The organism is Streptomyces sp. NPDC037301, assembly GCF_055602785.1.
This window is the reverse complement of the sequence record NZ_JBVJWD010000021.1, coordinates 133,428-141,692: the sequence shown is the minus strand read 5'-3', so window position 1 is coordinate 141,692 and position 8,265 is coordinate 133,428. Positions and strand designations below refer to the sequence as shown.

The 8,265-nt window shown below is 68.6% G+C and carries 7 protein-coding genes; 4 read left to right on the top strand and 3 right to left on the bottom strand.

What is annotated here, in order from left to right; genetic code table 11:
- Positions 1-309: 309 nt before the first annotated feature.
- Positions 310-1,194 (top strand): DUF5707 domain-containing protein, encoded by an 885-nt coding sequence (locus ACZ7IB_RS29455; protein ID WP_470916819.1) that lies wholly within the window; start codon positions 310-312, stop codon positions 1,192-1,194.
- A 138-nt stretch (positions 1,195-1,332) separates the two neighbouring features.
- Here the strand turns inward: ACZ7IB_RS29455 and ACZ7IB_RS29450 are convergent, their stop codons facing one another.
- Together ACZ7IB_RS29450 and ACZ7IB_RS29445 are read right to left on the bottom strand one after the other, a co-directional pair.
- A complete protein-coding gene (locus tag ACZ7IB_RS29450) occupies positions 1,333-3,813 on the bottom strand; it encodes an HAD-IC family P-type ATPase (protein ID WP_470916818.1) in 2,481 nt (826 codons plus the stop codon).
- 155 nt (positions 3,814-3,968) lie between these two features.
- Complete coding sequence (locus ACZ7IB_RS29445) at positions 3,969-4,274, bottom strand: DUF2530 domain-containing protein (protein ID WP_470916817.1); 306 nt, start codon at positions 4,272-4,274, stop codon at positions 3,969-3,971.
- Positions 4,275-4,495: 221 nt separating this feature from the next.
- On the opposite strand from ACZ7IB_RS29445, the gene ACZ7IB_RS29440 reads away from it, so the two are divergent.
- A complete protein-coding gene (locus tag ACZ7IB_RS29440) occupies positions 4,496-5,950 on the top strand; it encodes an NCS2 family permease (RefSeq protein WP_470916816.1) in 1,455 nt (484 codons plus the stop codon).
- Here the strand turns inward: ACZ7IB_RS29440 and ACZ7IB_RS29435 are convergent.
- The gene (locus ACZ7IB_RS29435; protein WP_189280946.1) at positions 5,943-6,158 is read right to left on the bottom strand and encodes a ribbon-helix-helix protein, CopG family; all 216 of its coding nucleotides are present in this window, start codon (positions 6,156-6,158) and stop codon (positions 5,943-5,945) included. The two genes, ACZ7IB_RS29440 and ACZ7IB_RS29435, sit on opposite strands and share 8 nt — an antisense overlap.
- 145 nt (positions 6,159-6,303) lie before the next feature.
- Here ACZ7IB_RS29435 and ACZ7IB_RS29430 point away from each other — a divergent pair, with 145 nt between their 5' ends.
- Both ACZ7IB_RS29430 and ACZ7IB_RS29425 read left to right on the top strand, forming a co-directional pair.
- Positions 6,304-6,744: a MarR family winged helix-turn-helix transcriptional regulator gene (locus ACZ7IB_RS29430; RefSeq protein WP_470916815.1), complete on the top strand. Its 441-nt coding sequence runs from the start codon at positions 6,304-6,306 to the stop codon at positions 6,742-6,744.
- 95 nt (positions 6,745-6,839) lie between these two features.
- Positions 6,840-8,174 (top strand): MFS transporter, encoded by a 1,335-nt coding sequence (locus tag ACZ7IB_RS29425; RefSeq protein ID WP_470916814.1) that lies wholly within the window; start codon positions 6,840-6,842, stop codon positions 8,172-8,174.
- Positions 8,175-8,265: the final 91 nt, after the last annotated feature.

Below are 8,265 nucleotides of genomic sequence, written 5' to 3'. Positions count from 1 at the left end.
TTCCCGTCAACCGTTCGATCACGCACTCCCCCCCCCCCCTCTCCCTCCCCCCCCCCCCCCCCCCCCCCCCCCCCCCCCCCCCCCCCCCCCCCCCCCCCCCCCCCCCCCCCCCCCCCCCCCCCCCCCCCCCCTCCGCGTGGGTCGCCGCGTTTCTCACTGCGGGACGACACACAAGAACTCCACTTTGCGTACAACCCTTCACATGCGTAAGAGGTCTGGTCTTTCGAGTCAGCAGACTCTCAGACCCAACGAGCCCCGCCCGGGTCGCACCACGTACCCGCGGGGCCCCTTTCTCCACTGGGGAAACATATGCGCATTCGTGCCACTGTTGCTGCCGTCTCCGGCGCCCTGGCCCTGTCCGCTCTTGCCGTTCCGGCCGCCCAGGCGGGCGACCACTCTGCTGCGAACCTGCACAAGCCGACGTCGGGTGCCGAGGTCTTCGGCACCGCCGCCAAGGGATCGTCGAAGGCCGCCGCGGCCACCCGCGCGGCCACGGCGGAACCCGTCATCTCCAAGGTCGTCGTCAACGGCGGCAAGGACATCGTCCTGGGCACCACCGCCTCGAAGACGATCTCCGTCTCGGTCACCGCGTCGCACGCGTCCGGTGTCGTCGACGCCTACGCCGACCTGTGGCACGGCACGGACCCGTCCTCCCAGAACACCATCGACGGGGCCATCCTGCCGAACGAGGACGCGGCGAAGTGCACCAAGGTCAACGCGACGACCTCGACCTGCAAGCTGACCTTCACGGTCTACCCGCGCTACGACCTGTACAAGAACTCCCTGGCCGGCACCTGGCACGTCACCGCGGGTGCGCGCGCCGGTAACGAGACCGACATCGCCTACACCGACTTCTACAGCACCGCCCGCGTGCAGCGGCTGTCGAAGCTGACGGTCAACGCCGCCCCGGAGCCGGTGAAGAAGGGCGGGACGATCACGGTCACCGGCAAGCTGTCGCGGGCCAACTGGGAGACCTTCAAGTACCAGGGCTACACCGGGCAGCCGGTGAAGCTCCAGTTCCGCAAGAAGACCAGCTCCACGTACACCACGGTCAAGACGATCAAGACGAACAGCACGGGCAACCTGAAGACCACGGTCAAGGCGTCGGTCGACGGTTACTGGCGCTACAGCTTCGCCGGTACGTCCACCACCCCGGCCGTCACGACCGCGGGTGACTTCGTCGACGTGAAGTAGTAGTTCCCGAAGCAGTTCCCGCGTACTTCCACGTACGCACCAGCACCACCACGCAGCACTCCGGGCCGTGTCCGGGGACGGCTCCCGTCCTCCCGGGCACGGCCCGTTCGCGTCCCGGGCCGCGGTTGCCGCAGGGCGCTACACCGGGAAGCGGCGGCCGACCAGCCGCCAGGCGAACTCCAGGCCGGCCGCCGCCACCACCGCGATCCCCACCGCGGTCCACGGCATCGCCGCTCCCACCAGCTTCAGCGCGAAGAAGTTCTGCAGCCACGGCACCACCAGCACGATCAGGAACGCCAGCCCCATCGCTGCCACCAGGCAGATCCGCCACCAGGTGTACGGGCGGGCGATGATCGCCAGGACCCACATCGAGACCAGGAACAGCGTGAGCGTGGCCGCGCTGGTCTCCGCGTCCAGCGCACCCGTACCGGAGTAGTAGTGCCGGGCGATCAGATACGTCACGAAGGTGGCGACGGCGGCGATGACGCCCGACGGGATCGCGTACCGCATGACGCGGCGCACGAAGTGCGGATGGGCCCGTTCCTTGTTGGGGGCGAGAGCCAGGAAGAACGCCGGGACGCCGATCGTCAGCGTCGACAGCAGGGTCAGATGGCGCGGCAGGAACGGGTAGTCGACCTGGAAGCAGACCACCAGGATCGCCAGCAGCACCGAGTAGACGGTCTTGGTCAGGAACAGGGTGGCGACCCGGGTGATGTTGCCGATCACCCGGCGGCCCTCGGCGACGACGGACGGCAGCGTCGCGAAGCTGTTGTTGAGCAGCACGATCTGGGCGACGGCCCGGGTCGCCTCGGAGCCCGAACCCATGGAGACGCCGATGTCGGCGTCCTTCAGCGCCAGCACGTCGTTGACGCCGTCGCCGGTCATCGCGACGGTGTGACCGCGGGACTGGAGCGCGCCGACCATGTCCCGCTTCTGCTGCGGGGTGACCCGGCCGAAGACCGCGTTCTCCTCCATGGCCGTGGCCATTTCGTCCGGGTCGGTGGGCAGCCGGCGCGCGTCCAGGGTGTTCTCGGCGCCCGGCAGGCCGAGCTTTCCGGCGACCGCGCCGACGGAGACCGCGTTGTCACCGGAGATGACCTTCGCGGCGACCCGCTGGTCGGCGAAGTAGGCCAGCGTCTCCCCGGCGTCCGGCCGCAGCCGCTGTTCCAGGACGACCAGTGCGCTCGGTACGGCTCCGGCGGCGATGCCCGGCCCTTCGAGCTCGCCCTGCGCGCGGGCCAGCAGCAGCACCCGCAGCCCCTGCTCGTTGAGCTGCTCGATCTCGGTGAGCGCCGGGTCCTGCTCGGGCAGCAGCACATCGGGCGCGCCCAGGAGCCAGGCCGACGCCCGGCCGCCGCCCTCGTCGAACGCGGCGCCGCTGTACTTGCGGGCCGAGGAGAACGGCAGGGACTGCGTGCACCGCCACTCCTCCCCGTCGGGACAGGCGTCGACGATGGCCTGCAGGCTGGCGTTGGGCCGGGGGTCGGACGCGCCGAGGGCACCCAGCACGCGCTGTATGTACGTGTCGTCCGCACCGCCCAGCGCCCTGACCTCGGTGACGTCCATGCCGCCCTCGGTGAGGGTGCCGGTCTTGTCCAGGCAGACGACGTCGACGCGGGCCAGACCCTCGATGGCGGGGAGTTCCTGCACCAGACACTGTTTGCGGCCGAGCCGTACGACACCGATCGCGAAGGCGACCGAGGTGAGCAGCACCAGGCCTTCCGGGATCATCGGGACGATGCCGCCGACGGTCCGGGCGACCGACCCCTTGAGGTCGTTGTTGTTGACGACGAGCTGGCTGATGATCAGGCCGATCGCGGTCGGCACCATCATCCAGGTGACGTACTTGAGGATGGTGGAGATGCCGGTGCGCAGCTCGGACTGGACGAGGGTGAAGCGGGACGCCTCCTCGGCGAGCTGTGCGGCGTAGGCCTCGCGGCCGACCTTGGTGGCGGCGAACGAGCCGCCGCCCGCGACGACGAAGCTGCCGGACATCACGAGGTCACCGGGCTGCTTCAGCACCGGGTCGGCCTCGCCGGTGAGCAGCGATTCGTCGATCTCCAGGCTGTCGGCCTCGGCGACCGTGCCGTCCACGACGACCTTGTCGCCGGGGCCCAGCTCGACGAGATCGCCGAGGACGATCTCGGAGGTGGAGATCTCGGCCGGGACCCCGTCGCGCCGCACCGTGGGTTTGGCCTCGCCGATGACCGCGAGGCTGTCGAGGGTCTTCTTGGCCCGCCACTCCTGGACGATGCCGATGCCGGTGTTGGCGATGATCACGAAGCCGAAGAGGCTGTCCTGGATCGGCGCGACGGACAGCATGATCAGCCAGAGCACACCGATGATCAGGTTGAACCGGGTGAAGACGTTCGCGCGGACGATCTCGCGGACGGAACGGGACGAGCGGACGGGTACGTCGTTGACCTCACCGCGGGCGATCCGCTCGGCCACCTCGGCCGCGGTCAGCCCGCGGGTGCTCACGGCCGGGGCCGGCAGTTTCATCGGGTGGACCGGGTCGAGCTCGGACCCGGCGTCGATCATGGCCGGTCCGGGGCGGCCGGAGGTGCCGGATGCCCCGGGGGCCTGCTCGCCGAAGGAGTGGGGTGCCCGCTGCGTCATGGTTCCGACGGTACGGGTGGATCGTCCGATTCACCCACTGAGGGTCCGAAGATCAGACCGGGGGAGGAGGGAAATGGTCCTGAGGTGGTACGGAGGTCCTGATGCCGGGCGTTGTCGGACGGTGCCGGGCGGCGGCACCGAGGCGCCGGACGGTTTCACTCCGTGGCGCCCGACGTGCCCTCCGTGTCCGTCCCGGCGCTCGGCGCGGAAGCCTCAGCCGCGGCTGCCCGCTTGATCGCCGCGTCGCGCCCCCGTACGTACCAGATGCCGATCAGGCCGAGCCCCGCACCGGCCAGGCAGGTCCACACCCACCACAGGTGCCCGTGGTCGTCGAACCAGCCGTAGAAGGGCAGCTGGACCAGGAAGAGGACGAACCAGAGGATCGTGCCGCCGGTGATGGTGGCGACGACGGGCCCCTCCAGGGCCTCGGGTGCCTCGTGCTTCGGTGTCCACTTCGCCATGACCTCAGTGTATGGGCCCATCTGCGGCCCCCTCCCGGACCCCGTAAAGACGGCATGCATAAAGGCCGGCAGGCCTGCCGGCTCAAGGGTCTACGCGCGGAGATAGCGATCTTCGCCTTATGTATTCATACTGAATCTGCTTACGGCTGACTCGAATTATTCGTGTAAAAGTCCAAAGCTGGCTACTTTTAACCCCCCTCTACGTACGACTGAGGTCATACATGTCCCCCTCGGCCACCGCTTCGGTCGACTCCAAGCAGTCTCCGGCTCCTCAGCCGCACAACGGCCTGGATCGTTTTTTCAAGATCTCCGAGCGGGGGTCGTCGGTTGCGCGCGAGATCCGCGGCGGATTCGCCACGTTCTTCGCAATGGCGTACATCATCGTGCTGAACCCGATCATTCTCGGTAGCGCGAAGGACATGTACGGGCACCAGCTCGACGGCGGGCAGCTGGTCACCGCCACCGTGCTGACTGCCGCGTTCTCCACGCTCCTGATGGGTGTCATCGGCAATGTGCCGATCGCGCTGGCCGCCGGCCTCGGCGTCAACACCGTCGTGGCCCTTCAGCTCGCTCCCAGGATGAGCTGGCCGGACGCGATGGGCATGGTCGTCCTCGCGGGCATCGTGGTCATGCTGCTGGTCGCGACCGGGCTTCGTGAACGCGTGATGCACGCCGTGCCGAAGTCGCTCCGCAAGGGCATCGCGATCGGTATCGGTCTTTTCATCCTGCTGATCGGCCTGGTCGACTCGGGCTTCGTCTCCCGTATCCCGGACGCCGCGCACACCACCGTGCCGCTCCAGCTCGGCAGCGACGGTCACCTCAACGGCTGGCCGGTTCTGGTCTTCATCCTCGGCGCGCTGCTCACCCTCGCGCTGATCGTCCGCAAGGTGCCGGGCGCGATCCTGATCTCCATCGTCGCGATGACGGTCGTCGCGATGATCATCGACGCGGTCGCCGATCTGCCGGGCGAGGCATGGGGCCTGACCGTTCCGCAGTGGCCGGGCAACCCGGTCGCCACCCCGGACTTCGGGCTGATCGGCAAGGTCAGTCTGTTCGGCGGCTTCGACAAGGTCGGTGTGCTCACCGGCATCCTGTTCGTCTTCACCGTGCTGCTGTCCTGCTTCTTCGACGCGATGGGCACCATCCTCGGTGTCGGCGACGAGGCGAAGCTGACGGACAAGGACGGCAACTTCCCCGGCATCAACAAGGTGCTGTTCGTCGACGGCATCGCGGTCGCCGCGGGCGGTGCGAGCTCCGCCTCGGCGGGTACCTGCTTCGTGGAGTCCACGGCGGGTGTCGGTGAAGGTGCCCGCACCGGCTTCGCGAGCATCGTGACGGGTCTGCTGTTCACGGTGGCGCTGTTCCTGACGCCGCTGGCGACCATGGTCCCGTCGCAGGCGGCCACTCCGGCGCTGCTGGCGGTCGGCTTCCTGATCATCTCGGGTTCGGTGCGGGACATCGACTGGAGCGACTACACGCTCGCCATCCCGGCCTTCCTGGCCATGCTGATGATGCCGTTCACGTACTCGATCACCAACGGCATCGGTATCGGCTTCATCGCCTTCTCCGTGCTGCGGGTCGTGGCCGGGCGCTGGCGCGAGGTGCCGGCGGCCATGTACGTGGTGTCGGCGGTCTTCGTCTTCTACTACGCGATGCCGGCCCTCGGCCTCACGTGACCTCTTCCGCCCTGATCCCTGCGGTCCCTTCCGAACCGTAGAACTTCTCCGTCTCGTCGACGGCCGCCTTGAAGCGCTCGTCGAAGTCATCGCGAATGAGCGTCCGGACGACGTAGTCCTGGACGCTCATTCCGCGTTTGGCGGCATGCTGCCTGAGCCGGTCGAGCAGCTCACCGTCTATCCGCAGGCTGAGCACAGTCGATCCCATGGCAAGCAGGGTTACGGCCCACGAGGTCGGTTCGCGTCACTTTCCGGACCCGACTCACTCGTTTGGGTGATCGATTGGGTGATGTGGCTCTCGCGCGTGTAACACGAATGGTCTTTAGGGTAGGTAATGAGTTACGCTAATAAACATGCCTGACCTGATCCACGACGGCGACAGTGCGGCCGCCGTGAGCTCCCTTCGCTCCGCCGTGATGCTGCTCGGCCGACGCCTGAAGCACCAGCGCGTCGACGAGTCGCTGAGCCCCACCGAGATGTCGGTGCTCGGCACGCTCGCCCGCTGCGGTTCGGCCACGCCCGGTGAGCTGGCCCGCAAGGAGCATGTGCAGCCTCCGTCGATGACTCGCATCGTCGCGCTGCTGGAAGCCAAGGGACTGGTCAGACTGGAACCGCACCCCGATGACCGTCGCCAGAAGATGGTCAGCCAGACCGAACAGGCGGAAGCCATGCTCGAAGAGAGCCGCTCCAAGCGGAACGCCTGGCTGACCGCCCTCGCCGAGGGCCTGGACGAGGAAGAGTGGGAGACGCTGCGCAAGGCGGCGCCCGTGCTGGAGAAGCTCGCCCACCTGTAGCGGGGCCGGCCGCGCCGGATCACAGCCGGCGCACCGCCCGCACTGCTGCATCCCGTCAGTCAGCGAAATGTATACGCCCGAGGAGGCGAACCCTTTTGAGTACGGGATCCGGAGCAGACTCCGCCCCCGCACCGACTTCCACCCACGAGAGCAAGCCCGGCGGGACCTTCTCGTCGCTGAAGATCCGTAACTACCGCCTGTTCGCCACGGGCGCCGTGATCTCCAACACCGGTACCTGGATGTCCCGCATCACACAGGACTGGCTCGTCCTGAGCCTCACCGGGTCCGCCACCGCCGTCGGCATCACCACGGCCCTCCAGTTTCTTCCGATGCTTCTCTTCGGCCTGTACGGCGGCGTCATCGCCGACCGTCTCCCGAAGCGGAAGCTTCTTCTCGTCAGCCAGGCGGCTCTCGGCCTGTGCGGGATTGCCCTCGCGGTGCTCACGCTCTCCGGCGTCGTCCAGGTGTGGCACGTCTACCTCATCGCGTTCCTGCTCGGCATGGTGACGGTCGTCGACAACCCGGCCCGCCAGTCGTTCGTCTCCGAGATGGTGGGCCCCGCCCAGCTGCGGAACGCGGTCAGTCTCAACTCTGCGAACTTCCAGTCCGCCCGGCTCATCGGCCCCGCCGTCGCGGGTGTCCTGATCACCACGGTCGGCAGCGGCTGGGCGTTCATGTTCAACGGGTTGTCGTTCCTCGCCCCGCTCGTCGGTCTGCTGATGATGCGTACGAGCGAACTGCACAAGGCGGTTGTCGTACCGCGCGCCAAGGGGCAGCTGCGGGAGGGCCTGCGCTATGTCTCCGGCCGCCCCGAGCTGATCTGGCCGATCGTCCTGGTCGGCTTCGTCGGCACGTTCGGGTTCAACTTCCCGATCTGGCTCACCGCCTTCGCGGACGAGATCTTCCACGGCGGCGCCGGGATGTACTCGTTCTTCAACATCCTCATGGCGGCCGGCTCCCTCGCCGGCGCCCTGCTCGCCGCCCGTCGCCGATCCTCGCGGCTGCGGATGCTGGTGGCCGCGGGCACGGCGTTCGGTCTGCTGGAGATCGTCGCGGCCCTGTCGCCGTCCGTCTGGCTCTTCGCGATCCTGCTGGTCCCGATCGGCATGATCGGCCTGACGACCAACATCAGCGCGAACACGAGCGTCCAGATGGCCGCCGACCCGGCGATGCGCGGCCGGGTCATGAGCCTGTACATGATGGTCTTCGCCGGTGGTACGCCGGTGGGCGCCCCGATCGTCGGCTGGGTCAGCGACGCCTACGGGGTCCGTACGGGCATGGTGGTCGGCGGTGCGTTCTCACTGGTGGCCGCGCTCGGCGTCGGCTTCATGCTGGCCCGCGTGGGCGGCCTCCGCCTCAAGCTCGACCTCCGCCCGGGCCGCCCGCACGTGCGGTTCGTCCCGCGCGAAGAGCTGGCTACGGCGGCCTGAGGGGCGGGGGACATGGGGGGGGGGGGGGGGGGGGAGGGGGGGGGGGGGGGGGGGAGGGGGGGGGGGGGGGGGGGGGGGGGGGGGGGGGGGG

What these genes read in the sequence shown, in the direction of transcription:
- ACZ7IB_RS29455 (WP_470916819.1), top strand. Translation starts at nt 310, where the DNA reads ATGCGCATTCGTGCCACTGTTGCTGCCGTCTCCGGCGCCCTGGCCCTG.
- ACZ7IB_RS29450 (WP_470916818.1), bottom strand. Translation starts at nt 3,813, where the DNA reads ATGACGCAGCGGGCACCCCACTCCTTCGGCGAGCAGGCCCCCGGGGCA.
- ACZ7IB_RS29445 (WP_470916817.1), bottom strand. Translation starts at nt 4,274, where the DNA reads ATGGCGAAGTGGACACCGAAGCACGAGGCACCCGAGGCCCTGGAGGGG.
- ACZ7IB_RS29440 (WP_470916816.1), top strand. Translation starts at nt 4,496, where the DNA reads ATGTCCCCCTCGGCCACCGCTTCGGTCGACTCCAAGCAGTCTCCGGCT.
- ACZ7IB_RS29435 (WP_189280946.1), bottom strand. Translation starts at nt 6,158, where the DNA reads ATGGGATCGACTGTGCTCAGCCTGCGGATAGACGGTGAGCTGCTCGAC.
- ACZ7IB_RS29430 (WP_470916815.1), top strand. Translation starts at nt 6,304, where the DNA reads ATGCCTGACCTGATCCACGACGGCGACAGTGCGGCCGCCGTGAGCTCC.